General features: G+C 35.6%; 20 protein-coding genes. 8 read left to right on the top strand and 12 right to left on the bottom strand.

Features of this window, described 5'->3' with window-relative positions; translation table 11 throughout:
- Window positions 1–96: 96 nt before the first annotated feature.
- From ACFPVY_RS12005 to ACFPVY_RS11995, 3 genes are read left to right on the top strand one after another with little or no spacing between them, the layout of a single operon-like run.
- Entirely contained in the window at window positions 97–1,992 is a 1,896-nt protein-coding gene (locus tag ACFPVY_RS12005; RefSeq protein WP_379792321.1) for a LysM peptidoglycan-binding domain-containing protein, read from the top strand.
- Between the two features lie 42 nt (window positions 1,993–2,034).
- Window positions 2,035–3,006 (top strand): DUF4837 family protein, encoded by a 972-nt coding sequence (locus tag ACFPVY_RS12000; RefSeq protein ID WP_379792320.1) that lies wholly within the window; start codon window positions 2,035–2,037, stop codon window positions 3,004–3,006.
- 3 nt (window positions 3,007–3,009) lie between these two features.
- Window positions 3,010–3,453 (top strand): GNAT family N-acetyltransferase, encoded by a 444-nt coding sequence (locus tag ACFPVY_RS11995; protein WP_379792318.1) that lies wholly within the window; start codon window positions 3,010–3,012, stop codon window positions 3,451–3,453.
- Window positions 3,454–3,516: 63 nt separating this feature from the next.
- Here ACFPVY_RS11995 and ACFPVY_RS11990 read toward each other — a convergent pair whose 3' ends face one another.
- The 11 genes from ACFPVY_RS11990 to ACFPVY_RS11940 form a co-directional block, all read right to left on the bottom strand.
- Window positions 3,517–4,614, bottom strand: a complete 1,098-nt coding sequence (locus ACFPVY_RS11990) for an HmuY family protein (RefSeq protein WP_379792315.1) — start codon at window positions 4,612–4,614, stop codon at window positions 3,517–3,519.
- A 16-nt stretch (window positions 4,615–4,630) separates the two neighbouring features.
- Window positions 4,631–6,748, bottom strand: a complete 2,118-nt coding sequence (locus ACFPVY_RS11985; RefSeq protein ID WP_379792313.1) for a TonB-dependent receptor plug domain-containing protein — start codon at window positions 6,746–6,748, stop codon at window positions 4,631–4,633.
- Window positions 6,749–6,882: 134 nt separating this feature from the next.
- Window positions 6,883–8,079, bottom strand: coding sequence for a hypothetical protein (locus tag ACFPVY_RS11980; protein WP_379792311.1), 1,197 nt, complete (start codon window positions 8,077–8,079; stop codon window positions 6,883–6,885).
- A 75-nt stretch (window positions 8,080–8,154) separates the two neighbouring features.
- Window positions 8,155–9,468 carry a Fe-S cluster assembly protein SufD gene (sufD, locus tag ACFPVY_RS11975; RefSeq protein WP_379792309.1) on the bottom strand — a complete coding sequence of 438 codons (1,314 nt, stop codon included), beginning with the start codon at window positions 9,466–9,468 and terminating at the stop codon, window positions 8,155–8,157.
- A gap of 123 nt (window positions 9,469–9,591) precedes the next feature.
- The gene (locus ACFPVY_RS11970; protein ID WP_379792307.1) at window positions 9,592–9,960 is read right to left on the bottom strand and encodes a four helix bundle protein; all 369 of its coding nucleotides are present in this window, start codon (window positions 9,958–9,960) and stop codon (window positions 9,592–9,594) included.
- 75 nt (window positions 9,961–10,035) lie between these two features.
- Window positions 10,036–10,782: a Fe-S cluster assembly ATPase SufC gene (sufC, locus tag ACFPVY_RS11965; protein ID WP_379792305.1), complete on the bottom strand. Its 747-nt coding sequence runs from the start codon at window positions 10,780–10,782 to the stop codon at window positions 10,036–10,038.
- Window positions 10,783–10,796: 14 nt separating this feature from the next.
- Window positions 10,797–11,069, bottom strand: a complete 273-nt coding sequence (locus ACFPVY_RS11960) for a Txe/YoeB family addiction module toxin (RefSeq protein WP_379792303.1) — start codon at window positions 11,067–11,069, stop codon at window positions 10,797–10,799.
- Window positions 11,060–11,266 carry a DUF2683 family protein gene (locus ACFPVY_RS11955; RefSeq protein WP_379792301.1) on the bottom strand — a complete coding sequence of 69 codons (207 nt, stop codon included), beginning with the start codon at window positions 11,264–11,266 and terminating at the stop codon, window positions 11,060–11,062. The genes ACFPVY_RS11960 and ACFPVY_RS11955 overlap by 10 nt, the downstream gene beginning before the upstream one ends.
- 18 nt (window positions 11,267–11,284) lie before the next feature.
- On the bottom strand, window positions 11,285–12,733 hold the full coding sequence (gene sufB / locus ACFPVY_RS11950) for a Fe-S cluster assembly protein SufB (RefSeq protein WP_379792299.1): 1,449 nt from the start codon (window positions 12,731–12,733) through the stop codon (window positions 11,285–11,287).
- A gap of 63 nt (window positions 12,734–12,796) precedes the next feature.
- On the bottom strand, window positions 12,797–13,126 hold the full coding sequence (locus ACFPVY_RS11945; RefSeq protein WP_026703853.1) for a HesB/IscA family protein: 330 nt from the start codon (window positions 13,124–13,126) through the stop codon (window positions 12,797–12,799).
- Between the two features lie 175 nt (window positions 13,127–13,301).
- Complete coding sequence (locus ACFPVY_RS11940) at window positions 13,302–14,093, bottom strand: glucose 1-dehydrogenase (RefSeq protein WP_379792298.1); 792 nt, start codon at window positions 14,091–14,093, stop codon at window positions 13,302–13,304.
- Between the two features lie 202 nt (window positions 14,094–14,295).
- On the opposite strand from ACFPVY_RS11940, the gene ACFPVY_RS11935 reads away from it, so the two are divergent.
- From ACFPVY_RS11935 to ACFPVY_RS11925, 3 genes are all read left to right on the top strand, one after another.
- Window positions 14,296–15,153: an MBL fold metallo-hydrolase gene (locus ACFPVY_RS11935; RefSeq protein WP_379792297.1), complete on the top strand. Its 858-nt coding sequence runs from the start codon at window positions 14,296–14,298 to the stop codon at window positions 15,151–15,153.
- Window positions 15,154–15,282: 129 nt separating this feature from the next.
- Window positions 15,283–16,881 (top strand): S8 family peptidase, encoded by a 1,599-nt coding sequence (locus ACFPVY_RS11930; RefSeq protein ID WP_379792295.1) that lies wholly within the window; start codon window positions 15,283–15,285, stop codon window positions 16,879–16,881.
- Window positions 16,882–16,944: 63 nt separating this feature from the next.
- Window positions 16,945–18,846 carry a M1 family metallopeptidase gene (locus ACFPVY_RS11925; RefSeq protein WP_379792294.1) on the top strand — a complete coding sequence of 634 codons (1,902 nt, stop codon included), beginning with the start codon at window positions 16,945–16,947 and terminating at the stop codon, window positions 18,844–18,846.
- Between the two features lie 57 nt (window positions 18,847–18,903).
- Here the strand turns inward: ACFPVY_RS11925 and ACFPVY_RS11920 are convergent, their stop codons facing one another.
- A complete protein-coding gene (locus tag ACFPVY_RS11920; protein ID WP_379792292.1) occupies window positions 18,904–19,599 on the bottom strand; it encodes a S24 family peptidase in 696 nt (231 codons plus the stop codon).
- A 399-nt stretch (window positions 19,600–19,998) separates the two neighbouring features.
- On the opposite strand from ACFPVY_RS11920, the gene ACFPVY_RS11915 reads away from it, so the two are divergent.
- Entirely contained in the window at window positions 19,999–23,709 is a 3,711-nt protein-coding gene (locus ACFPVY_RS11915; RefSeq protein ID WP_379792291.1) for a hypothetical protein, read from the top strand.
- Between the two features lie 55 nt (window positions 23,710–23,764).
- Window positions 23,765–26,101 (top strand): EndoU domain-containing protein, encoded by a 2,337-nt coding sequence (locus tag ACFPVY_RS11910; protein ID WP_379792289.1) that lies wholly within the window; start codon window positions 23,765–23,767, stop codon window positions 26,099–26,101.
- The last annotated feature ends 17 nt before the right edge of the window (window positions 26,102–26,118 follow it).

Raw genomic sequence — 26,118 nt, 5'->3', positions numbered from 1 at the left:
TTTTTTTATACTAAATCTTTTTAAAGTAAGTTATAAACCGTTAAGTTTGCAATACGCATAATTATTTGAAATATAATAAGTTATTAATTTTCGATTATGAATAAAACAAAAATAGCACTTCTTTTAGTTCCCTTTTTTTCCTTAAATCTTCTTGCTCAAGATGACCTTGCGCAAGAAATCCCAACAGCACAGATTACCCCAAAATTATCCGTTTTAGATTCTATCAAAAGCACTTTTGTAACGCACGAAATTGCGAATTGCGTGGATCAAGAATGGATGAAAGAATTGTCAAATCAAGAATTGTTTGCAGAAATGCAAAGCGATTTGGCTTCGGTAGATCCCGATGTTAAAGTGGATTATGATTTGTCAACAGACTTGTTAAAAGCCAGATTGAAGGAAATGGACGCAAAATCTCCTTTCAACATTGAATACAATGAAGGATTGGAAAACATCATCAAATCTTACTTGAAAAACAGAAAGAAATCTTATGAAAGATTGATGGCCATTTCAGAATATTACTTCCCGATGTTTGAAGCATCTCTTGCCAAATATAATGTTCCGTTAGAAATTAAATATTTGGCCGTAGTGGAATCAGCCTTGAATCCACACGCAAAATCAAGAGTTGGCGCAACAGGCCTTTGGCAGTTTATGTTCGCAACCGGAAAACAATACAAATTAGACGTTTCTTCTTATGTTGACGAAAGAAGCGATCCGTTGAAAGCGACTGAAGCGGCTTGCCAATATCTTTCAAATATGTACAAAATTTTTGGAGACTGGGATTTGGTTTTAGCTTCTTATAATTCAGGACCAGGAAACGTTTCAAAAGCAATCAGACGTTCTGGCGGACAACAAAATTATTGGAATATCAGAAAACATCTTCCAAAGGAAACTGCAGGTTATGTTCCGGCTTTCTTGGCAACGATGTACATTTATGAATATCACAAAGAACACGGAATTGAGCCAAAAAGAGCAGCAATCAGCTACATTGCAACAGACACGGTTGCTGTAAAAAGAGAGATGACTTTTAAGCAAATTTCTGATCTGTTGGACATTCCAGAATCACAAATTAAATTATTGAATCCGGGTTATAAACTGGATGTAGTTCCAAATATCAAAGGAGAAAATCACTTTTTGAGATTGCCATTAGAAAAAGTGGCGGTTTATGCTTCAAACGAAGACAAGATTTATGCGTATGCTGCGATTGAAGATGCAAAAAGAGAAAGACCTTATTTTACTAGAAAAGCAACTCCAGCGGCTACAGCTCAGGTTGAAACTGCGGTGGCATCTTCTTCAGAGAGAAGTCCTTATGTAGATTATTCGGAAGAAGTGGTAAAAGGAAGCAAAGTTGTTACTAAAACAAAATATCATACGGTTAGAAAAGGCGATAACATCGGAGAAATTTCTCAAAAATATGGAGTTTCAGTTGCCGAGGTTAAGAAATGGAACCGCTTGAGAAGCAACAATGTGATGCTTGGCGCGAAATTGAAAATCGTAACTAATGAAAGAGTTGCAACAACAGTTGTAAAGAAAACTCCAAAAGCAGTTAAAAAAGATACTACTGAAACAGCAATTGCTTCGGTAGAAAAAACCACAAGAAATTCAAAAGAAATCGTTCTTCCAGAAAATGATGCGGTAAAAGATTCAGAATATTACATCGTTGAAAAAGGAGATAATTTGGGGACTATCGCTAAAAAATATGGCGTGACAGTTGACCAAATTAAAGAATGGAACAATCTTGAAGAAACAAGAGTTTTGTTTGGAAGCCGTTTAAAATTGATCAGAGGCGAAAATGCTGCGATCGAAACAAAGGCTGAAAAAGCAGAACAACAAATTGCAACTGCAGCAAGCGTTAGACAATACTTGGTTAAAAAAGGCGACTCGCTTTTCAGCATCGCAAAAAAATCAGGAGTTACTGTCGAAAATATCAAAGAATGGAATGATATTAGCAATGAAAATATCAAACCAGGAATGAAGCTTAAAATCCAAGGATAATTCCCTTGGATTTTGGCTTTTCCATTTGAAAAATTTGTAACGATGAAAAAGCTGTTGCTCTTATTTTTAGCAATTTTATCCTTTTCCTGCAGTCAAAAAGAAGACACTGTTTCCGAGAAAAAATCTACCGGAGAACCCAATTCTATTTCTGTTTTTATCGATGACAAGCTTTGGATCGGCGAAATAGGGGATTCCATCAGAAAAAAATTCGCAACGCCCGTTGACGGACTTTCCTTGGAAGAACCGCTTTTTACCATAAACCAATATCCGCTTCACGCTTTTGACGGAGCGATGTCAAAAAGCAGGAACATCATTTACGTCAAAAAAGAATCTAAAAATAGTTTCGATATTTCAGAAAACCAATATGCGGTACCGCAGAATTTGGTGCGAATTTCTGGCAATACAACTTCGTTAATTTTAAACCATTTGGAACAAAATGCTTCGGATATTATTGCGATGATGCAACAAACTGAAGTGGAAGAAAGCCAGAAAAACATTCGGAAATCACTTTTAGACGGAAAAACAATTCAAAGCAAATTTAATGTTTCGATTGATGTGCCAAAGACCTTCAAGAAAGTACTTGAGAAAGATAAATTTGTTTGGCTGAAGAAAGAAATTCAAAGCGGCAATTCAAGTATTTTAGTCTATGAAATTCCGTTGCATTGCATCAAAAGAAATGAGGAAGCGATCAATCATATCGTGAGAATGCGCGATTCTATCGGAAGCTTGTACATTCACGGAACCACTGAAAATTCTCAAATGGTGACGGAAGATTCTTTTTCGCCTTATCTTCAAAATATTACGCTTGACGGAAAAAAAGGTTTCCAAACCAAAGGAAATTGGGAACTGAAAAACGACACGATGGCCGGACCTTTCGCCAATTATTCAATCATTGACGAAAAAAATAACCGAATCTTGGTCATCGAAGGATTTTGTTACGCTCCGTCAGCGCCACAACGTGATGTGATGCACGAATTGGAAGCAATTATCAAAACTATCAAATTTTTAAAATAACAAATGTCGTTAATCTGGAAAATTAAGCCTTTTGAGGCGTTATCTCTATCTGAACTATATTCGGTGTTGCAATTGAGAAGTGAAGTCTTTGTCGTGGAGCAAAATTGCGTTTATCAAGACATTGACGGTAAAGACAAGAAAGCTTTGCACGTAATTGGTGAATTTAACGGAGAAACGGTGGCCTATTGCCGGTTGTTTAAATCTGGCGATTATTTTGACCAAGCTTCGATTGGAAGAGTGATTGTGAAGGAAAATTTTCGTGATAAAAAATGGGGACACGATTTGATTAAAGAGGCAATTGGCGCGGTTCTGAGTCATTTTGGCGAAAGCCAGATCACGATTTCGGCACAATTATATTTAAAGAAATTTTATGAAAGCCACGGTTTTATTCAAACCAGCGAAGAATATCTTGAAGACGGGATTCCGCATATTGAGATGCAGAAATAGTAAAAACAAGAAAACCGAGCCTTGCGACTCGGTTTTCTTTTATAAATAATTTTAGGGAAATTATTATAGTAATTCAAATTCGAATACTGGGTAACCTCTTTCTCCTGCATCATTTGTTAATGCTAAGAATTTCAATTTGTAGATGTTTCCTGCAGCATCTTTAACTACATAAAAGCGATCGTCTTTTACACTTGGGCTAGTTGATGGACCACCACCATTTCTCCAAGCAGATCCGATAACTCTTTGATCGGTAGTTGAAGCCCAGAAATTTGTGTCAGTAACTGAATCAATTGTAAAAGTATCGTAAGATGCAGTAGTGTTCAAAACTTCATAAACTTGAGTACCACCTTTTGAGTTTGATGTAACGAAATCAGCAAAATAGTAAGTGATAAAACCTCCTTGGTAAGCAAAATAGTTAGTGAAAGTTGTAAAGTTCAAATCCCATTTGTCTTTCGCTGGTTCAGCAGCAACTACTGCATTTGTATCTAAGCTAAAGAAAGTGAAGTTGAAGTTTGAATCTTTGTTCACTGTAAATTCTTGGTGTGTTGTAGCGTTTAAAGCAGCAACTTGAATTTTGTAACCAGTTGTTCCGTTTCTTAAGATTCTTACTTTTTTCCATCCTCTTGCGTTTCCTGTTGAAGCTTCAGAACCTGGGTTTGGAGTAGCAGTACCCACTTTGAATCCCATGTTTACCAAGTAAACTTTGTTATCAGCATCGTTTGCAGAAATTTCAGCAATCGCTGTTCCTTCACCGTTTCCAGCTCCAGTTAAAACGCCAGTTGGATTATCTGCGTAACCTAAAGTTGAAACAGTTGAAAATCCAATATTTACAGAAGCATCTTCTGTTTGAACTTCATCAATGTTTGATGTAGCCAATTGTTTAACAGCCATTTTGATAGATCCGTTTAAGATTACTCTAAAATCAGAACCTCCGTAAAAACCAAAATCCCAAGAATCTCTTCTTACATTAGTTTTTTGACCTGTGCTTAAATCAACATAAACTTGGTTTCCTTGATTTGGACCACCAGTTGAAGCTTCAAGAACACCACCTTCACCAGGAACTTCTGGAGCTACGGGAGTAACAGTATTTGCATTATCATCACTTGAACAAGATGCCAAAGTTAGCATTGCCATTGATAGGAATAAAAACGTTTTTTTCATTGTATTTGTATTTAAATTAAAAATTAAGGTTGTATGCAAGTTTTAAAAAATAAGATGTTCCGTAAGCTAAAAGCAATTGAGAATCTACTGAGTGACCTCCGCCTTCGTTGACTCTGGATTGATTAATGTTTTTGATGTCAAAAAGATTTCTAGCACCAATTGTAGCTTCAAGTTGTCTGTTAAAGAAAGTTTTTCTGACCGTTAAGTCTAACAAGCTGTAAGGATCGATTTCAGAAAGAATGTATCCTGATTCGCCCACCACATATTGCTGTTGTTTTCCTGTATATTTGTAATAAGCGGCGAAAACCGTTTGCCATTTTGGTAAAGTGTAAGAAATGCTCGTGTTTACATTTACTGAATAAAGATATTCGTCTGTAGTTTTAAATTGCCCATTGTCAATAAGTTGCGAAACTCCAACGAAAGCAACACCCAAATTTACATTCCAATTGTTTAATCTGAATTGGTTTGAAGAACTTACATTCCACATATTATATTTGCTGACATTGATATACTGGTTTATTTGAGCACCACCTTGGTCTAAACCTACGAGAGCCATGTCAATTCTATCTTTGATATCCATGTAACTAACAATCACTGTGTTTATCAAAGCCGCACTTGAATCAAAAGTTGTGCTTTTCTTGATACTTGCTTCATAAGACATACTCGTTTCTGGAACAAGATCTTCGTTTCCGATGTAATTGTGACCAGAGAAAACCATTTCTGTAAAAAGTTCTTCGAAAGTTGGCGTTCTGAAAGACCTTCCGATTGATCCTCTAAGTTCAAAACCTTGTTTAAGCAATCGTCTTGCGCCTAAAGAAACGGCATATTGATCATCAAATCTTGACTGAAATGAATATCTAACTCCAGGACGAAGCGAGAAATTTTCTGAAAATTTTAATTCAGAAACAGCAAAGAAATCATAGTTTTCTAAACGTTCTCTGATGATTTTTGTAGTGTTGTTTTCACCTTCGATTAAAGAAAAACCTTGGTTGTTAACGGCTTCATAACCAAGTTGAAGATTGATTTTGTCTGTTTTTAAAACGTCTAAGGTTCCGGTGGAATACAAAACTTCCATCGATTGATCTTTAAACTTATCCAAATTATATTCTTCGTCGCTCTGAATTCTATAGTTAAATTCCTCTATTTGACGCTGTTGCTTTTGGTGAGATATAGAAACATTATAATTCATGTCTGAAAATATTTTTCCCACAACATTTAAGTTATGATAAAATCTATTTGTCAAGTATCGCATATCTTCTGAATATCTGAAAGCGCCGAGTGCAGTGGAATATCCAGATTGAACTGTGCTGTTGTAAAAATCTATGTTTTCATCAAGAAATTCGAATCTATAAAATGCTCTAAATCCGTTCTTTTTGTAGCCAATAGTTGCATTTGTGTTCAATTGCTCTTTTGGTAACCAGCTGTAACCTCTTGTAAAATCGTTTACGGTATAATCTTTTCCATTTCGATTGTTTAGAAAACCTTTAAAATCGGTTCTAGTAGCTCCAATTGCGGCATACCATTCGTCTGTGATTGAATGAGAAACTCTCAAGCCCTGAATGTGTTTTCCCTCATCAAATAAAGCATATTCTTTACCAACAGTTTCCTCTTGAACAAAAGCATTGATGTCCCATTTGTTTGTTGAAGATTTTTTGGTGATAATATTTAATATTCCGCTTACAGCGTTAGCTCCGTGAGTAACACCCATCGAACCTTCGATAATTTCGATTTGCTCAACGTCATTAAGATTAATTTGAGACAAATCAATATTATTTCCAACACCGCCTTCGTTTACCAAAGGCACGTTGTCAATTAAAATTTTAAAATATTGTGCATCTAAGCCAAACATGGAAACTGTAGATTTTCCGTTACTGCCGCTTGGTCTAACCGTAATGTTTAAGTATTGATTTAAAACATCACCAAGATTGTTGGCCGCCAAATTCTGTATGTCAGCCTTAGAAATAATCCTAACTTGGTGAACCGATTTTTTTAATGACTGAGGCTCAAACTGCCCAGTAACAACCACTTCTTCAATGTTTGTGGCTTTTGTGGTATCAAGAACTTTCTCTTGCGAAAAAGTGTTTATTGTAAAAAGAACCGATAAGGATAAAAAAGCCTTGGTTTGAATTTGCATTACTATTTGACTTTAGATTAATTCTAAATTGCAAAAGTAAGGTGCGTTTTTGGTTTACGCAAATTATTTTTATTAATTCTAAATAAACCTTAAAAAAGGTTTTAAATTTTGATTCTCGTAAAAGTTTTGGACGTTTATTGAAAATATTTTATTGATTTACCATTATAATAGCCGATGCCGTTAAAAGAAGTAAGAAAAATCATTTCTTTTTCTGAAATGAATTCAAACTTTTTAATGTTCATTTGATAGCCGACAGAACCTTTTAAGCCAAATTTCCAAACTATAGTCGGTTTGAATATAAATTCTTTAGACAATCCCGTATCATTTTGAAGGATTTTAAAAAAGCCATTATCTGTGTAATAATATATTTTTCCATCATATTGATTATATTGAATCGGACCAAGATATTCTGTAACATCCATAAAATTCAAACTGCTTTCGCTACTATTTTTTTTACGTTCTAAAACATTCGATAAATCAATGTTTTTATAAAAATCGTTTTCAACCTCAACATATTTTGAAATGCCTCCACTTAATAAAAAATGCATTAAACTTTGAGAAAAATAGAAGTTAGATTGCTCATCCTGGCAGATTCCTTTGATTGGACGATAAATTGGAAGGTTGTACGGAAATTTAAACAAAAAATCTTCGCTGACTTTTTTTATTTTATCAGGATATTCTTTCTGTAATTTTTCATTATATTGAGATTCGTTAAAATTACTTTCTAAAAAAAGGTGTTCTCCCTCGAAGAATTTGCGTGTATTTAAGTCGAAAAACAAAATAGTTTGTCCAAATTCTCCGTTATCGTAAGTTAGCCATAATAAGTTTTTGTGGTCAAGATAGGCAACATCAGGAATTGCAAACGAATTAAAGCTTTCATAATCACCAAAATATGGATGTGAAATTTTGCTGTTATAAGGATAATTTTTCTTGTTTTTGTGATGTATTCCTCTATCCGAAATTGTCAACACAGCATCATTTTTATCAATAAGCAATTTATAAAAAGGCCTTTTTATGTTGAGAATCTTCTCATAAACATCGCCGTTCTTTTGTAAAATCAAACCTTTTTTTGTTCCAACGATTATATTGTTCTTACTCGTTTTAACAATTGTTGCAATATCTTTTTTTATAAATTGGAAGTCGTTATTATCTAAATTCCAAGTAACCAAGCTGTCGCCGTTAGTAATCGCAAACACATTTTTTTCAATTACCACAAAATCTTTATAATTACTGCCAAAAATTTTGACTGGAATAGGAGTAACTCTATCGTTGGAAGTCTGGCTGAAACAAAATTGAAATGCTAAAATTAGAAGATAAAATAGATTTTTCATGGATGATATTTTTTCAAATATAATCAAAAAAGGCTACCGAAATGGTAGCCTAAATGCTGTATAAAAATATTTTCCTTATAAATCAAATCCAATATTTACTCCTAATTTCATGGCGATAATTTTGGTAATTCTCGCTTTCAGGACTGGGATTTTGATGCTTTCGATGACTTCGTTCGTAAAGGCATACATCAGCAATGCTTTGGCTTCCTTTTCAGGAATTCCGCGGGATTGCATATAGAACATTGCCTTTTCATCCAATTGTCCGATTGTACAACCGTGTGAACATTTCACGTCATCAGCAAAAATTTCCAACTGTGGTTTTGCATTAACCGAAGCTTTATCGCTCAACAAAATATTGTTGTTCTGCTGGAAAGCATTCGTTTTCTGTGCTTCTTTTTCTACGTAAATCTTACCGTTGAAAACGCCTGTTGACTTGTCGTCCAAAATCGTTTTGTAATTCTGGTGGCTTTCGCAATTTGGCGTTGCGTGTTGTACCAAAGTATAATGGTCAACGTGCTGTTTTCCTTCAATAATCGTGATTCCTTTCAACGTAGAATCGATGTGTTCACCTTGGTGGTAAAAATTCAAGTTGTTTCTGGTCAAATTACCTCCGAAAGAAAAAGTATGCACCGAAGCGTGACTTTGTTCTTTTTGGGCGATGTAGGTATTGTCAATCAAGGAAGCTTCCAAATTGTCGTTTTGAATCTTATAATAATCTACAATCGCTCTTTTTTGAGCAAAAATCTCCGTAACTGAATTAGTCAGAACCGGATTTTCATTCAGAGATTGATGTCTTTCGATGATTTGAACGTGAGCGTTTTCTCCAACGATAATCAAGTTTCTTGGTTGAACCAAAAGTGCACTTTCGCTTCCTGTCGAAAAATTGATAATTTCGATTGGCTTGTCAGCCACTTTATTTCTTGGGATGTTGATGTAAGCTCCTTCATACGCGAAAGCGGTGTTTAAGGAAGTCAGGCTCTCATCCTTGTTGGCAATTTTATTGAAATATTCATCAATCACCATTTTGTATTTGGGCTTTGTCAATGCCGATGACATCAAGCAAACATCCAATCCGTCGTGTGTTGTAGAAGACAAAAACGAACTGAAAACACCATCCACAAAAACAACCTTGTACGTATCAATTTCGTGTAAATAATATTTTTTTACATCCGAATATTGAACTGTATTTTCATTTTTTGGGAATACGCTAAAGTCATTTTTTAAGATGGCATTCAGCGAAGTATATTTCCAAGCTTCGTCTTTTTTTGTCGGGAAGCCTTTGTTTTCAAAATTCTTAAATGCTTCTGTACGAACATCGTGCAAGTCGGCATCGACATCCACTTGCTCTTCAAAAGCCATAAAAGACGATATTAATTTTTCTTTTAACATAAGTTTTGTCTTAAAGTCGAAAGTCAAAAGTCGAAAGACATTTTCGTAACCGACTATGTTTGTCAAAAGCTTAATGTCGAAAAGTCTATAAGTAACCGTAACCGGACTTTATGACTTTAGACTTTATAACTTTGGACTTAAATATTTAATAAAGCCACTCAATAATCTTGAAATTTCGGTAACAGATTCTAGAAGTTGCTCAAATTCTTGTTTTGTAATATATTCCAAATCAAATGCCAGATATAATTGGGAACGAACTTCTCCTGCGGAAGCTTTTGCAAAATAGAGAAAATAGATAAATTCCTTGTCCGTATTTCTTTCAAAACCTTCTGCAATATTTGATGATATTGAGACAGAAGCTCTTCGGATTTGTCTGGCTAAATCAAAATCTTTTTTAAAAGTTTGATTTTCAGTAATCACATAAATTTTCTTATTGAAAATTCTAGCTTTTTGCCAGGAATTAATTTCTTCAAATGAATTAAATTTTCCCAATCTATAAATTTTATGGCGTTTAATTAATTTGCACAAGACAGACTTTTGACTTGCGACTTTACAACTTTCGACGAATTAATTCTCCGCTTTGATCCAGTCGTAACCTTTTTCTTCCAGTTCGTAAGCCAATTCTTTTCCACCTGATTTTACGATTTTTCCGTTGTATAAAACATGTACGAAATCCGGAACGATATAATCCAAAAGTCTTTGGTAGTGCGTGATTACGATGATGGCGTTGTTTTCGCTTTTTAATTTATTCACACCATTGGCAACGATTCTCAAAGCATCAATATCAAGACCTGAATCGGTTTCGTCCAAAATGGCAAGCTTCGGTTCCAACATCGCCATCTGGAAAATTTCGTTTCTCTTTTTCTCTCCACCCGAAAAACCTTCGTTTAAGGAACGAGACAAGAATTTACGGTCGATTTCCAATAATTCAGATTTCTCACGGATTAATTTCAGCATTTCATTAGCTGGCATTTCTTCCTGACCTTTTGCTTTTCTAGATTCGTTGATGGCGGTTTTCATAAAGTTCGTTACCGAAACTCCTGGAATTTCAACCGGATATTGGAACGAAAGGAAAACGCCTTTGTGTGCTCTTTCTTCCGGAGCCAAATCAGCTAAATCTTCGCCGTCCAATTCTACAGAACCTTCAGTTACTTCATAATGCTCATTTCCTGCAATTACTGCAGAAAGTGTACTTTTTCCAGAACCATTTGGTCCCATAATTGCGTGAACTTCGCCAGCTTTCACTTCAAGATTGATTCCTTTCAAGATATCTTTATCTTCAATTCCAGCGTGTAAATTTTTTATACTTAACATTTATATTTTTTGTTTTATTCGTAATGCCCTTTTAAAGACAAAATATCTAATATTTCTATGGTGTTTTCTTCTGTAACTTGGTAAATGATACGATGTTCTTGATTAATTCTTCTCGACCAAACTCCAGATAATTTATATTTCAAAGGTTCTGGTTTGCCAATTCCTTCAAAAGGGTGTATTTGAATGTCTTCGATTAAAGAATAAATTTTATTTACGATTGCTTTATTTCCTGATTTAATCCAAAAATCCAAATCTTTTTTAGCTTTTTCTGAAAATTCTATTTGCATAATTCTCTCAATTCGTCCATCGTCATTCTGACTCCTTTACCATCTTTAATGCTTTGTTGTGCCTCCAAAATCTCTTTCACAAACTCTGGATTATAAGGTTTCTCAACCTTTTCAGCAATTTCAAAACCTAACGATTTGGCCAATGATTTCAAAACCGGCAAATCTTTTTTCTTTACGTTTTTTAAAACAATGTCCATAATTAATATTTTAATTATTTATCCAACACTTCCTTCCAAAGAAATCTCCAAAAGTTTTTGGGCTTCAACTGCAAATTCCATCGGCAGTTTATTCAAAACTTCCTTACTGAAACCGTTCACAATCAATGCAATGGCTTTTTCAGTCGGAATTCCTCTTTGGTTGCAATAGAAAACTTGGTCTTCGCCAATTTTACTTGTCGTAGCTTCATGTTCTATTTTTGCGGAAGGATTTTTTGATTCGATGTAGGGAAAAGTATGTGCTCCACAATTATTTCCCATCAAAAGTGAATCACACTGCGAAAAGTTTCTTGCATTGTCAGCTCTTGAACTGATTTGCACCAATCCACGATAGCTGTTTTGCGATTTTCCAGCAGAAATTCCTTTAGAAATAATCGTTGATTTTGTGTTTTTTCCCAAGTGAATCATCTTAGTTCCTGTATCGGCTTGCTGATAATTATTGGTTACAGCAATTGAATAAAATTCCCCAACCGAATTATCTCCTTTCAAAACACAAGAAGGATATTTCCACGTTACAGCAGAACCGGTTTCTACTTGTGTCCAAGAAATTTTTGCATTTTTCTCACACAAACCTCTCTTTGTCACAAAGTTATACACTCCGCCTTTTCCTTCTTTATTTCCTGGAAACCAGTTTTGAACCGTTGAATATTTGATTTCAGCATCATCCATTGCAATTAATTCCACAACCGCAGCGTGCAATTGGTTTTCGTCACGACTTGGAGCTGTACAACCTTCCAAATACGAAACATAACTTCCTTCGTCAGCAATAACAAGCGTTCTTTCGAATTGCCCTGTTCCTGCTTGATTGATTCGGAAATAGGTTGAAAGTTCCATCGGACAACGAACGCCTTTTGGAATATAACAGAAACTTCCATCAGAGAAAACAGCTGAATTCAATGCCGCATAAAAATTGTCTTTCTGCGGTACGACTGTTCCCAAATATTTTTTCACTAATTCTGGATGCTCTTTGATTGCTTCTGAAATCGGACAGAAAATAATTCCTTTTTCCGCCAAAGTCTTCTTGAAAGTTGTTGCAACAGAAACTGAATCGACGACAATATCCATTGCGACATTGTTCATCATTTTCTGCTCGTCGATAGAAATCCCTAACTTTTTGTACATTTCCAAAAGGTCTGGGTCAACATCATCAAGTGTCTTGTTTGGGTCAACCGATTTTGGAGCCGAATAATAGGCAATCGCCTGAAAATCAGGTTTCACATAGTGAACATTTGCCCATTCTGGTTCAATCATTTCTTTCCAAGCTCGGAAAGCTTCGATTCTCCAATCGGTCATCCATTGTGGTTCTTCTTTTTTCAAAGAAATGGCACGAACAATGTCTTCATTTAAACCAATAGGAAACGTCTCCGATTCAATATCAGTATAAAATCCGTATTCGTATTCTTTATTTTCGAGCTCGATTTTTAAATCGTCTTCGGTGTATTTTGACATTTTTTATTTTTTATTAACCCTAACAGGGTTTTAAACCCTGTTAGGGTTGAAATAATTTAAATTTTATAGAGAGAAACTCTCTCCACATCCACAAGTTCTGCTTGCGTTTGGATTATTGAAAACAAATCCTTTTCCGTTTAAACCTCCTGAAAATTCCAAGATCGTTCCTGCCAAATACAAGAATGATTTTTTTTCAACGGCAATTTTTACATTATTATCTTCAAAAACTTTATCGTTTTCGCCTAATTCTTTATCAAATTTCAATTCATATGACAAGCCAGAACATCCACCGCTTTTCACGCCCACTCGAACGTAATCTTTGGTAGCATCAAAGCCGTCTTCTTCCATCATATTGACGATTTTTTTACTTGCTGAATCAGATACCTTTATCATAGTGATTTATATTTAGTCTAATTAATTTGCAAAGATACGTCATATTTAGTTTTTTACATAATCGCTAACATTATTATAACGGATAACTCGATAGAATTTGTTTATAGCACATTTTAAACAAAAAACGGATGACAGTTTACACTATCATCCGTTTCAAAATCAACTAATTAAATTATTATGAATTTCCGTATAAATTAGATTCACCTCCGTCGATGGCAATCGTTTGTCCGTTTACATATTGGCATTCATCGCTTAATAAAAAGGCAACTAAATTCCCCACATTTTCTGGATCGCCTAATTTTCTCGTCGGATTTCTTTGTGCGTATTCTGCTTCGGCGGCTTTTGGGTCTGATGGATTTACTTGCTTGAAAGCTTCGGCAACCATCGGCGTTAAAATCGCTCCGGGCGCGATGGCATTTGTGTAGATTCCGTCTTTTCCATATTCGATTGCTGCGTTTTTTGTCATTCCGGAAACGGCATGTTTGCTGGCTACGTAAGGCATTTGGTTGACAACACCACGAATTCCTCCAACGGAAGCCACGTTTACGATTTTTCCGCTACCGTTTTTCTGCATCACCGGAATTACGTGTTTCAAGCCATAATAAACGCCCATTAAATTTATGTCGATTACTTTTTTAAAGACATTTACATCATAATCAACCAACGGCGCTTGCTTTCCTTCAATTCCGGCGTTGTTGTAAAATCCATCGATGGTTCCAAATTCTGCGACTGTTTTTGCTACGTAATTTTTCACTGCTTCTTCATTCGAAACATCGGCCACAACCGTTAAAACTTTTACGCCTTGAGCGATTGATTCAATTTCTTTTTTTGCTTTTTCTAAAGCTTCTTCGTTGTAATCCACAATTGAAAGATTCGCTCCTTTTTGTGCTACAACTTTACTTGTTGCAAGTCCTAAACCCATTGCGGCTCCGGTAATTAGTATTGTTTTTCCCTTGAAAGTACTCATGATTTAAATTTTTAATACCTTAAAATTACGAATGATATTAAATTGCTTCGGTTAAGCGAGTGTTAATTAACTTGATTTTATGTTTCTTTTTGAAGCAATGATAATTTCTTCTTCGGAGTAATTCCAAAATTGTTAATTGGACAGAAATTTTCGCCTTAAAAGCGTAAAATCCTATCTTTACAATAATTTTAAAATTCTAACAATGAAATTATATCCAATTGAAGCTGGAAATTTTAAACTTGACGGAGGCGCGATGTTTGGCGTTGTTCCCAAAACCATTTGGCACAAAACCAATCCGGCTGATGAAAATAACCTTATCGATATTGCAGCGAGATGCCTTTTGATTGAAGACGGAAATCGCTTAATTTTAGTCGATACAGGAATGGGCGACAAACAATCTGAGAAATTTTTTGGATATTATTCGCTTTGGGGAAATGATTCTATCGATAAATCGTTGGCAAAATATGGTTTCCACCGAGATGATATTACAGATGTTTTTATGACGCATTTGCATTTTGACCATTGTGGCGGAAGTGTGATTTGGAACAAAGACAAAACTGGTTACGAAGTTGCTTTTAAGAATGCAAAATTCTGGACAAATGACAACCATTGGGATTGGGCCACAAAACCAAACCCGAGGGAAAAAGCTTCCTTTTTGACTGAAAATATTATTCCGATGCAAGAAAGCGGCCAATTAGAGTTCATAAAAAGACCGGAAGGCGATTTGCTGAAAAACTCTGAATTGGGTTTTGATATCTTTTTCGCTGACGGACATACCGAAAAAATGATGATTCCAAAGATTCAATACCACGACAAAACCATTTGTTTCATGGCAGATTTATTGCCAACTGCGGGACATTTGCCGTTGCCTTATGTGATGGGTTATGACACGCGTCCGCTTTTGACTTTGCCAGAAAAAGCGAAATTTTTGACCGAAGCGGCTGAAAACAATTATTACCTATTTTTAGAACACGACGCGCACAATCAAATCATCACAGTTGAAAATACCGAAAGAGGAGTTCGCTTAAAAGAAGTTTTTACTTGTGAGGAAATTCTTTAAAATAAATAATAATTTAAATTTTTACTTACAGAATTATAAGGCTTTACTCTAAAATAAAGTTAATTATTAATAAGTTTGTAACAAAGAGATACTATTTTTGACCAATTAAATGAAATAAATTTTTAAACAATGAATATACTTAAATTATCGTCGCTGACGCTTTTATCATCATTGGTTTTAGCAAGCTGTGGCGCTTCGAAAAGTGCAATGACCCCAGTTACAAGCATTGAAACTATTGCACTAAAAAATGGTCCAATTGCTGAAAATGATTTAAAAAGATGGAGTCATTTAGACATTTTAAAGGACACAATTCCTGGAATGAGCGTTGATAAGGCGTATGCAGAATTGTTAAAAAACAAAAAAGGTACTAAAGTTATCGTGGGCGTTGTTGACTCTGGAGTTGATATTGAGCACGAGGATTTGAAATCTGTAATTTGGACAAATTCAAAAGAAATTCCTGGAAACGGAATCGATGATGACAAAAATGGTTACATCGATGACGTTCACGGTTGGAACTTTTTAGGAGACATCAACGGAGAAAATCTTGAGATGACCAGAATCGTGAAAAAAGGTGATGATGGTTCAGAAACTTACAAAAAAGCAAAGGCTGAATTTGACAAAGAAGTTCAAGAAGCAACGGCTCAAAAACAGCAAATTGATTTTGTTTACAACGCTGACAAAGCGATTAGAGCTGAATTGAAAAAAGACAATTATACGGTTGAAGATTTAAAAACTTTGACTTCTACAAATCCTTTGATCAACCAAGTTAAGCCAAGATTTATCCAAATTTTGACAAATGCTCCAAAAGATAAATTCGACGAGCAAATTAAGGAAGCAAAAGAACATTTTGACAATCAGTTTGAATACAATTTAAACCTTGAATTCAACGGAAGAAAAGTGCTTGGAGACAATCCTGAAGATTTGACAGATACAAAATATGGTAACAATAATGTTATCGGACCAGTTAAAGACGGAGCGCTTCACGGAACGCACGTTGCCGGAATTATTGCTCAAGTTAGAGGAAACAATCTAGGTGGAGACGGAGTTGCAAATAACGTGGAAATCATGGCTGTTCGCGCTGTTCCAGATGGAGATGAGTATGATAAAGATATCGCTCTTGGAATTCGTTACGCTGTTGATAACGGAGCAAAAGTAATCAACGGAAGCTTTGGAAAAGGATATTCTCCGCACAAAGAATGGGTTTATGATGCCTTGAAATACGCGGCTAGCAAAGACGTTTTGATCGTTCTTGCTGCAGGAAACGAAGCTACAGATTTAGATACAGCTGACCGTTTTCCAAATGACAGAGATGCTTCTGGAGAAATTTCAAATAACGTAATTAAAATTGGTGCTTTAGGTCCAAAATATGGAACTGATTTGGTAGCAAGTTTTTCTAACTACGGAACTCAAGACGTTGACGTTTTTGGTCCTGGTGTTCAGATTTACGCAACAATTCCAGACAATCAATATAAATTCTTGCAAGGAACTTCAATGGCTTCACCAAACGTTGCCGGAGTTGCTGCTTTGGTTCGTTCTTACTATCCAAGCTTAACCGCTCCTCAAGTAAAACAAATTTTGATGGATTCTGGAATCCCAACAAACATCGAAGTAGTTTTAGGCGGAGATAAAGGAAACAAACGTCCTTTCACAAAAGCTTCAAAATCAGGAAAAATGGTAAACGCTTACAACGCATTGATCATGGCTGAAAACATGGCTAAAAAGAAATAATTTACCAAAATACCTCTAAATGGAAGGGAAAGCCCCTTCCATTTTTTATTTTTATATAATCCTATGAAACAGATTTTCCTCCTCGCTGTTATTCTATTCGCAGGAAATGCGATGGCGCAAAATGGTTATTGGCAACAACACGTTGATTATAAAATGGACGTGAATATGGACGTAAAAACCTACCAATACAAGGGAACGCAAGAGTTAGTGTACACCAATAATTCGCCTGACACGCTAAAAAAAGTGTTCTTTCATTTATACAACAACGCTTTTCAGCCAGGAAGCGAAATGGATGCCAGATTGCAATCTATCGTTGATCCTGATAAAAGAATGGTAAAAAGTTTTAAGCCAGAACAAAACAAAAAACCAGAAAGTAGAATCAGTATTTTAAAGCCAAACCAAATTGGTTATTTGAATATTTCTAATTTTATGCAAGATGGAACCGCTGTAACAACAACAGTTGCCGGAACTATTTTGGAAGTAGATTTGGCAAAACCAATAGCTCCGAAAGGGAAAACGACATTTACCTTAAATTTTGACGGTCAAGTGCCAGAACAAATTCGTCGTTCAGGAAGAAATAGTGCCGAAGGCGTTGCGCTTTCAATGACACAATGGTACCCAAAAATGGCCGAATATGATTTTGAAGGATGGCACGCTGATCCTTATATCGGGAGAGAATTTCACGGTGTTTGGGGAAATTTTGACGTAAAAATCACGATTGACAAAAAATATATTTTAGGAGGTTCTGGATATCTTCAAAACAAAAATGAAATTGGATATGGCTACCAAGACAAAGGTGTTGAGGTAAAAATACCAAGAAAAGAAAAAACGTTGACTTGGCATTTTAACGCGCCAAATGTGCACGATTTTACTTGGGCTGCAGACAAAAATTATATTCACGATGTTTACAAAGGACCAAATAATGTTGAGTTGCATTTCTTGTACAAAGACAATAAAAAATTCAATGAAAGCTGGAAAAAAATGCAACCAAAAACCGCTGAATTGATGGCTTTTTTCAATGAAAATGTTGGAAATTATCCTTACAAACAATATTCAGTTATTCAAGGTGGCGATGGCGGAATGGAATATGCAATGTGCACATTAATCACAGGTGAAAGAAGCTACGGAAGCCTTGTGGGAGTTACCGCTCACGAAATGGCGCATTCTTGGTTCCAACATATTTTGGCCACAAATGAATTAAAACATGGATGGATGGACGAAGGTTTCACGTCTTACATTTCTGATTTGGCCATGGCAAAAGTATTGCCGAACAAAGACGAAAAAGATCCGTTTGAAGGCGCTTATAAAAATTACTTTTATATGGTTCAGACAGGCAAAGAGCAACCGATGTCAACACACGCCGATCGTTTTGACCAAAATATGGTTTACAGCATTTCTTCATACAGCAAAGGAGAAATATTCCTTTCGCAATTGGGATATATTATTGGTCAAGAAAACTTGAAAAAGACCTTAAAAAAATATTATAATGATTTCAAATTCAAGCATCCAACGCCAAATGATATCAAAAGAACTGCTGAAAAAGTTTCAGGAATTAACCTTGATTGGTATTTGGTAGATTGGACTCAAACCACAAACACCATTGATTATGGTGTTAAGGAATTGAGAGATCAAGGCGCAAAAACTGAGGTCGTTTTAGAAAGAGTTGGTCAAATGCCAATGCCTGTTGATGTGATGATTACTTACACTGACGGTTCAAAAGAGTTGTATTATGCGCCACTTCGAATGATGCACGGCGTAAAAGATAACGAATATCCTGGCGTAACCAGAATTTTCATCAAAGGATGGGATTGGGCATATCCGGCGTTTAAATTTACGGTGGAAAGACCGATGTCTCAAATCAGTAAGATCGAAATTGATCCAGAAAACCTGATGGCGGATACAAATAAGGAAAACAATGTGTATCCAAAACCAGTTCCTGCAAATAGCACGATATTGAAAAATTAAAATAGCATAAATAATAAAAAGGCGAGCAGTGATGTTCGCCTTTTTTATTGCATTATATTAATTCATTGAGTTGATTCTAATACTCGCTTTAACGAGTGCCAATGCCTTAATTTTTGAAATCTCAACATCTTTGTCTTGGTGGTGTTTGTTTTGACTTACAAGCCTCACACAGCCTGAAATTTCAGATTTCTGGATGTATTTCACCGTGACATATTCTTCGCCGCTCATATCAATACCTATGAGATACATTTCGCCCCAAAAAATCTCATTGGCCACATCGTGGATTTCTTTATACAAAACAATATCACCACTTTTTAAAAGCGGATACATACTGTCTCCGGTCACATAAACCGCGCCGTCACACTTTGGCAAATGCGGAATTGAAATATGATCAATCGGGTCTTGCGATTTACTATCTTGAAATAATGGAACTAATCCCGCAATAGCTTCAATATCATAAAGTGGAATCTGTTGGTTTTCAATCTCACGGTCAGTCTTTAATCGGAATGCTTCAATCTTTTTATTCTGAATTTCAATATTTTCAGTAAAAATTTCTCCCACTCCGGTCATAAGCCAAGTGGGATTCAAATCAGTATAAACTGCAAGAATATTTTCTAAAACTTGAGAACCAATGCTTTTTCCTTCCTTAACAGCTTTAGAAATACTGCCACGGCTTGCGCCAATACTATTTTCAAACGCATAATAGCTTACTCCTTTTTTAGCGATGTATTGCCCTACTCTTTCTGAGACCATAAGATTAAATTATTAATTGTGCTGCCAAAGATAGGAAAAAAATCTTTATAAAATTACTATATACGAAAAAACACTTATAAACACTCAAATTTGACAATCTTGATTCGTGGCACAAACTAATATTTTTATGATTAAGTTACTTAATTATAAGTATTTATAAGAGTAAAAGTTTCCAAATTATTTAAGTTAACGGCGGGTAATTGCTATTAGTCAATAGATTATAAATTAATTGAAAATAATCCAATAATTTATTTGTGATAAACGAAAATAATCTTTTAATTTGCATTGTAGTTAAGAAAATAATTCACTAAAAATATCATCCGTTATCCGGAAAACGGAATACTAAATTTAGAAAATTATCGACTACCACTTTTTTAAAATAACTAAAAATTTAAAATTATGATGAGTCAAATTATTAGAGACACAAATAAGAACGAAGAGCAAAAGCCTTCAAAATCACGAAACCCAAAAAACACATTGTTTCGATTTGTTACAATGCGAGCGCCAGAATTGGTCGAAGATGCGGATGTAAAAAGTAAATTTGTCACGCTTGATGACGCTGAACTTAAAACGAGCCACTTTATGTCTGTCTTGATGAAAGACAGTTCTGAAAATAAAGCAGATTTAAGGAACAACTTAGCATCAAGTTTTGAAGACAAGGCTTTCAAAACAAGAGAATATTTGACGGGTAAAGCATTTTGCGCATTTGCAACTTGGCTAACCGCTAACAGAAGTAAGCTGACAAACAATGATGTTGTTTCAAAACTAAACGAGATTACACAAAGTTTCGAATTTTATTTTGATAGAATTGAGCTTTGGGATAACCTTTTTTACCAAATCATCACATCAAGGTCGTCTTATATTCGCGAAACCATACTATCCATTCTTGTTGCAGAAAAATTTGTTTCAGAATATCAAAACTTGAAAGATTTTGATGACAGCACTTTACGAGAATTGGCGCAAGCCAGAATTATTATTCCAAATCTATTTTTAGAAAGTAATCAAAAAGATACTATTGGTATAGATATCTCTCGTCGCAAAGTTCCAGTTAACTCTAAAGAATTAGACAAACAATTAAACGTTCATTTAGCAAGCGAAGCAATCGAAGAATTGCGTTTAATTAGTGAAGAGATAAAGAATGCCAAAGAGAATTACGATTTGCAACAAAAGACTAGTTATGACGATGCCGTTTCTGAATACCAAAACAAACTTAATTTACTTTATAAAAATGCCAAAACTGTAACGCAAAAGTACATAGATAAGGAAACCGGGATTGAAAAAACATACGTCGAATATATTGACGTCGAGGTTCCAGCTTTTGAATTTAAGCCTGAGCGGGAATTAGATTACATCATAAACCACGAAAAAATTTCTGACGCTACACAATCATTTTTGAACATTGCGCATTCAAGTGGTAAAAATTCTGCGAGTCAAGCAATCGCAATTCTTGACGGGGAAATCAGCCAGCAATCTCAAGTGGTGATAAGCCAATCAACAAGTGGTCAGACAATTGTTAATAATGGCGGAATTCTCACGCCAGTAACGCAAGTAGTCAACACTACTTATATGGGCAAAATCTTTTCGATTGCAGGTCAAAGTATTATTGGAAAATCACCACTGACCTTGCTGTTAAATGATGTCCCAGCTGGCACTGACGTTATTGAGGCATCGTACCGAGTAATATTTGATGATAATTCACAAGTAACCGGCGTGAGCTTTGAAGATTCGTGGGTAAATGGGAAGTTACAGGTCAAATTATTTTTAGAAAATTTAGATTTTTCAAATGCAGAATCCTTCACTATTAGTGGAGAATTCGTTTTAAGTAACGATACTTTCATCAACTTTTTTGGAAAAGCCACTGTGTCTGGAAAAAAAATAGGATTGCTATTTAACAGAACTGTTGCAACCGGAAACGGAACTTTTAGTCTGGAAGCGTTTATAAATGAAAACAACCCAACACTGCCAGAAATCGAACCAGCTTTGGAAACCGCTTCTTCCTTTGGTTTCAGAAGACTTGGAATTGCAGATTATAGAAAAGTAGAACAAGAGATTTGCTGTTATGTTCCAGGTGAAGTTTCTCACATTGAAAATATCATGGCGAGAGAATTTAAGGAAAAAACCACAAAACGTTCTGTAAAAAGTGAGAATACAACGTTTTCAAGCAATGAACAAGAAATTGAAAAACTGACCGATAGTTCCACGACTGACCGTTTTGAAATGAATCAAGAAGTGGCTTCGATAATTGCAAAAGATATGCATGTTGGCGTGCAGGCGGGCGCGCATTGGGGAAATCCTCAATCCTTCGCTGGCAATATCAATGCCGATTTTGCCAGCAATACCTCCTCCGAAAATTCAGATTCCCAAGCCATTACTCATGCGAAAGACGTTACGGAAAGAGCCTTAGACCGCGTGGTCCAAAAAATAAAAGAAGAAAGAACATCAAAAGTCATTGAGGAATTTTCTGAAGAAGATACGCATGGATTTGATAACAGAAAGGGAGATACGCATGTTTCTGGAGTGTACCGCTGGGTGGACAAAGTGTATAAAAACAAGGTCATCAACTATGGAAAAAGATTGATGTATGAATTTATGATTCCAGAGCCTTCTGCGTTTCATAACAAGATTACTTCTGGAAGAAAAAACGGTTTTACTGAAGAATTGATCAAGCCAACTGACCCAAGAACGGTTTCGGGAGTGCTGGGCTTAAAAGACATGAATGTGCTAACCATCGACACTTACAGACATTGGACTTCGGTTTTTAATGCAGAAATTGAGGCATATCCATTAGAGGAAATCGTGGCGGGAGAATCGTTCAACATCCTTGGAAATACAGCAAAAATATCAACAACTGAATCAAGTGCCGGAAATGGCAAGGTTAAAATTCCTGAAGGATATAAGGCATACCACGCTACCGGAATTTTTAATGCAAATAGTGATAATGATGCAAGCGGAAACCTCTTATCCTTATCCGTTGGAAATCTTTCAGGTAGTTATCTTTTAAGATTTTATAACCACACCTTAAACATTGCGGGGCCTATCCAAAGTTTTGAGACAGAAGTTCCGGTATCTTATACTTTAGGAAATCACGTGGCGGGTGACATTTCAGTGACTGTGAAATGTAAGCTTACTGAAAAAGCCAAAGAGCAATGGCGATTGACAGCTTTTAATTCAATTATTACGGCTTATGAAAACAGACTTAAAGAATTTGAGGCAAAACTAAAAGAAGCCAAAGCAACAGGAGACCAAAAAGCAAAAACAAATCCTGGGTTTTATCGCCAAGTTGAAAACATGGTATTGCGAAAAAACTGCATTGCTTACATGCTGGGAGACGCTAAAATGGGTAAAAACATGCTGTCTGGCAGTACGATTACCGATTTAAAAGTAAGGCAAGATGCCGCTTTAGATACGTATGCTACTGAAGTGAAATTTTTAGAACAAGCCTTTGAGTGGGACTTGATGAGCTATAACTTTTATCCGTTTTATTGGGCAGACAAGAATAAATGGTCAGATTTATACAATCCAGATGAAATGAACGATCCTATTTTTAGAGCCTTTTTACAGAGCGGTATGGCTCGCGTAATTTTAACCGTCAGACCCGGATTTGAAGAAGCCGTTAACTGGTTCATGGCCACAAGACAAGTCTGGAATGGCGGGCAAGTGCCAACTCTTGACGACCCATTATTTGTTTCGATCGTAAAAGAATTGAGAGAAACAACAGGCGAAGTGGAAGAAACATGGGAAACTCGTGTTCCAACATCGTTGACCATTATTCAGGCGGGAACCATGGGGCTGAACGTGGTCAATGCGCTTCCATGTGATGATGAATGTGAAGACAACCTGCTTTTTGACTCAGATGGAGAACCCATCCGTGATGCTGAAGGAAACTCTGTAAAAGTATTTGACAAAACGGATGCTTTAATTGGCGGACAAAATGAGGAAGAAATCTCAAACCAGCAAAAGATGGCCAAAGAAGTTCAAAAAATGCAAGGCAGAATGATTGAAAACGTAGACATTCATGACGGGTATATCAAGCTAACCACAGATGATAACCCAAGAAAGGTTGTGGCTCAAATTTCTGTTGAACATTTAAAACGTGAAATGGGACTTTAAATTTTTTTAAGCCCTGCTGCAAAGCAGGGCTTTTTAATCCTTAAAAAATTTAATTATGAGAGCAATAGAATATGGTTTACTCCATAACGGTAACTATTCATATAAAGATATCAGACAAAACATTTATGCATTTAACGAAAAAATAATAGTTTCAAATGAAGAAAATAGTCAGGAACAAGCATCTTATACAGAAATAGTATATGCACAGGTAGAGGAAATTCAAGAGGAATCTAATTCCTTTAAAATAATTAAAGAGGGACAAATCATTGATATTATTGAAGGCAATTATCTTTTAAATTCAGATGCTGTCACGGTTTCTGAAATATCTGAAACAGCAACTGTGCATTTAAATATTTCAAGCATTACAGCTCCTGTTTATAAATTTGGCGAAGCTTTTTTCGCCTTGGTAACTCGAGTTAACATTGATGACATTGAATGGTCTTTTTTATTAGAACATGTGGAGGTGCCACAAGCATTTTTTCAAAGAAAAAGAAAAAGAGAAAAAATTACGTTGCTAAACGACCTTTTAGACGAACAGAAACTTTCTGTGATTGTGTATGTTTCAACAGACGGAGCGCTATTAGAAACCGCTTATCAAGCCATTGACAGTCTTTACCCTAATGAGATTGTTTTATTCATTGAAACCAATGACAAAGCAAATATGTTTGGCTCAGTAGTCAGAATCAAGACAGGTGAAAATGTGGATAGCACATCAGGAGTTCCTTATAAGAAACTAAGCAAAATAGTAGATTACTTTGATGCAAAAATTGACAGTTCCTCACTTTTAGAAATTATCAAAGAGCACGTCATTGACAAATCAAGCAATTTATTTTTGGTTAAAAAAACGCTTTGGGGTGTTTTTGACAAAGTAGTTACGCTTTCCTCAGGCCTGGCTTTAGAAACAATTCAAACGGTATCAGAAGGAATTGCCGAAGTCATTAACGTGTTTAAAATTGACGACAGTAGATGGATGTATTATGACGAGCAAGGAAAGCCACTAAAAGAACACAACCTCTTTTTGCCCGGAATAGAAAATATCCTTGCGCTTCAAGAAGCTAATAAATCTCACCCGCAGCTGAGTGCATCAAAAACCAATTCAGAAGCTATAAAAAAGATAACATTTTTAGAAAATGCGCTTAAAAGCCAAAGACAAAATTTAGGCAAAGCAAAATTCTTTAAAAAAATTATTGACCAACAGCTCAATATTCTTTCCAAGGTAAAGGATTTCTTGAAAGACCCTTTAGAGCAACCACTGGAAGCCGTTGAGACTTCATTTGTGATATACAACGCCTTTATTGTGGGGCTTATCAATAGCATTGTTGACGCAATTAAAGGAATCTTTGACATGATTGCCCTTATTTGCCAAGGATTAATTGCGTTAAAAGACAAGGCAATTGATATGGCTCAAAATCTTACCAGCTATTTCAGCCTGTTCTTTGAGACCATTGAAAACCAACTCGAAACGCTTTACAATCTTTCTAGTGCCGAAAATTTAAAAGCACAGTTTGCATTCATAAAAAAATGCGGTATCTTGGCATTAACATTGCCTGCCAAATTTTTTAGCTGGGCTAATGAAAACGTTGAAATGCCAAACCTTGATAAAATTGCCTATTATATGGGCTATATCATTGGGTTTATCATACAGCTCATCTTAGAAATACTTTTTACCGGAGGCGCAAAAACAGTGGCAGACGCCTTTTCAAAACTGGCAGAATCTTTGATGGCAGTATTTAAGACGCTGAAAAGCGTGGCTTTCAAGCTTAAAAAGGGAGCCGTCATAGCCTTTAAAAATCTTTTAGGTATTTTCGCATACATCAGAGAGAAATCCAAAAACCTGAAAACATTTTTAGACGAGCTTTGGGAGATAATTCAAGGGTGGTTTAAGAAAGGAAAGGCGGATGATGTTGAGGGATTAAAAAAATTGGCATATGACGATCTTGTAAAAGCTATCTCTAAAACTAATTTCGATGAGATAGTTCAACATATTTTTGAAGGCGATTTTGGAATTACAAGAAGAGGAAAACAAAAATTTTTCTCAGCCAAAGGAATGCATAGTATGTTTGGTGTAAATAAGAGATTAATTAGGATTATTGAAGATACAGAAATCCCACCAAAGTTATTTCACGGTCCGGATACATTTTTCAAAGCCAAACCACAATTGAAATATAAAAACGGGCAATGGATAGACAAAATGGATAACGGTGGTTACAGCTCCTTCTTTCCATCCTCTTGGACAAAAGACCGAATTATGGAAGAAATCGCTTTTGCTTGGAAGAACAAGAAAGAAATAAATGCTACAGATGGTTATTTTGAAGGGTTGTGTACTACCGGGCAAAAATTAGGAATGTATATAAAAAACGGAGAAATAAAAACAATTTACCCTTTTACTTGATTGATAAATAAAACAAA

Origin of the sequence: Flavobacterium qiangtangense, from assembly GCF_042658345.1 — a bacterium.
GTDB classification, from domain to species: domain Bacteria; phylum Bacteroidota; class Bacteroidia; order Flavobacteriales; family Flavobacteriaceae; genus Flavobacterium; species Flavobacterium qiangtangense.
This window is presented reverse-complemented; position numbering and strand designations above follow the sequence as displayed.

Coding starts and splice junctions, on each gene's coding strand:
- ACFPVY_RS12005 (WP_379792321.1), top strand. CDS start 97: ATGAATAAAACAAAAATAGCACTTCTTTTAGTTCCCTTTTTTTCCTTA.
- ACFPVY_RS12000 (WP_379792320.1), top strand. CDS start 2,035: ATGAAAAAGCTGTTGCTCTTATTTTTAGCAATTTTATCCTTTTCCTGC.
- ACFPVY_RS11995 (WP_379792318.1), top strand. CDS start 3,010: ATGTCGTTAATCTGGAAAATTAAGCCTTTTGAGGCGTTATCTCTATCT.
- ACFPVY_RS11990 (WP_379792315.1), bottom strand. CDS start 4,614: ATGAAAAAAACGTTTTTATTCCTATCAATGGCAATGCTAACTTTGGCA.
- ACFPVY_RS11985 (WP_379792313.1), bottom strand. CDS start 6,748: ATGCAAATTCAAACCAAGGCTTTTTTATCCTTATCGGTTCTTTTTACA.
- ACFPVY_RS11980 (WP_379792311.1), bottom strand. CDS start 8,079: ATGAAAAATCTATTTTATCTTCTAATTTTAGCATTTCAATTTTGTTTC.
- sufD (WP_379792309.1), bottom strand. CDS start 9,468: ATGTTAAAAGAAAAATTAATATCGTCTTTTATGGCTTTTGAAGAGCAA.
- sufC (WP_379792305.1), bottom strand. CDS start 10,782: ATGTTAAGTATAAAAAATTTACACGCTGGAATTGAAGATAAAGATATC.
- ACFPVY_RS11960 (WP_379792303.1), bottom strand. CDS start 11,069: ATGCAAATAGAATTTTCAGAAAAAGCTAAAAAAGATTTGGATTTTTGG.
- ACFPVY_RS11955 (WP_379792301.1), bottom strand. CDS start 11,266: ATGGACATTGTTTTAAAAAACGTAAAGAAAAAAGATTTGCCGGTTTTG.
- sufB (WP_379792299.1), bottom strand. CDS start 12,733: ATGTCAAAATACACCGAAGACGATTTAAAAATCGAGCTCGAAAATAAA.
- ACFPVY_RS11945 (WP_026703853.1), bottom strand. CDS start 13,126: ATGATAAAGGTATCTGATTCAGCAAGTAAAAAAATCGTCAATATGATG.
- ACFPVY_RS11940 (WP_379792298.1), bottom strand. CDS start 14,093: ATGAGTACTTTCAAGGGAAAAACAATACTAATTACCGGAGCCGCAATG.
- ACFPVY_RS11935 (WP_379792297.1), top strand. CDS start 14,296: ATGAAATTATATCCAATTGAAGCTGGAAATTTTAAACTTGACGGAGGC.
- ACFPVY_RS11930 (WP_379792295.1), top strand. CDS start 15,283: ATGAATATACTTAAATTATCGTCGCTGACGCTTTTATCATCATTGGTT.
- ACFPVY_RS11925 (WP_379792294.1), top strand. CDS start 16,945: ATGAAACAGATTTTCCTCCTCGCTGTTATTCTATTCGCAGGAAATGCG.
- ACFPVY_RS11920 (WP_379792292.1), bottom strand. CDS start 19,599: ATGGTCTCAGAAAGAGTAGGGCAATACATCGCTAAAAAAGGAGTAAGC.
- ACFPVY_RS11915 (WP_379792291.1), top strand. CDS start 19,999: ATGATGAGTCAAATTATTAGAGACACAAATAAGAACGAAGAGCAAAAG.
- ACFPVY_RS11910 (WP_379792289.1), top strand. CDS start 23,765: ATGAGAGCAATAGAATATGGTTTACTCCATAACGGTAACTATTCATAT.